The 244-nt window shown below is 64.3% G+C and carries 1 pseudogene; it reads right to left on the bottom strand.

Annotation, left to right across the window (positions count from 1 at the left end):
• Window positions 1-244: pseudogene (locus AC0IW9_RS31720) on the bottom strand (hypothetical protein); the annotation flags it as partial.

The following is a 244-nucleotide window of genomic DNA, read 5'->3' as shown; positions in this document are numbered from 1 at the left end:
CCGGTCGCTGAACATCCGGTAGGGGCTGTTGATGCGCGAGCGGGTGGCGCTGGCCAGGCTGGTGCCGGTGTCGTCGATGATTTGCGCGTTGATCACAGCGGGTGAGCGCAGCAGGCCGGCCACCAGTTCCTGCGCCAGTTCGGTGTCAATGTTGTAGGCGCTGCGCGTCGCCGGGTTATGGCTGATCTCCAACAGCGCGCGTATCTCGCGGTTGATCGAGGCGTCTTCGCTGGCATAATCGCTG

The sequence above is a fragment of the Belnapia sp. AC561 genome (assembly GCF_979252845.1).
This window is presented reverse-complemented; position numbering and strand designations above follow the sequence as displayed.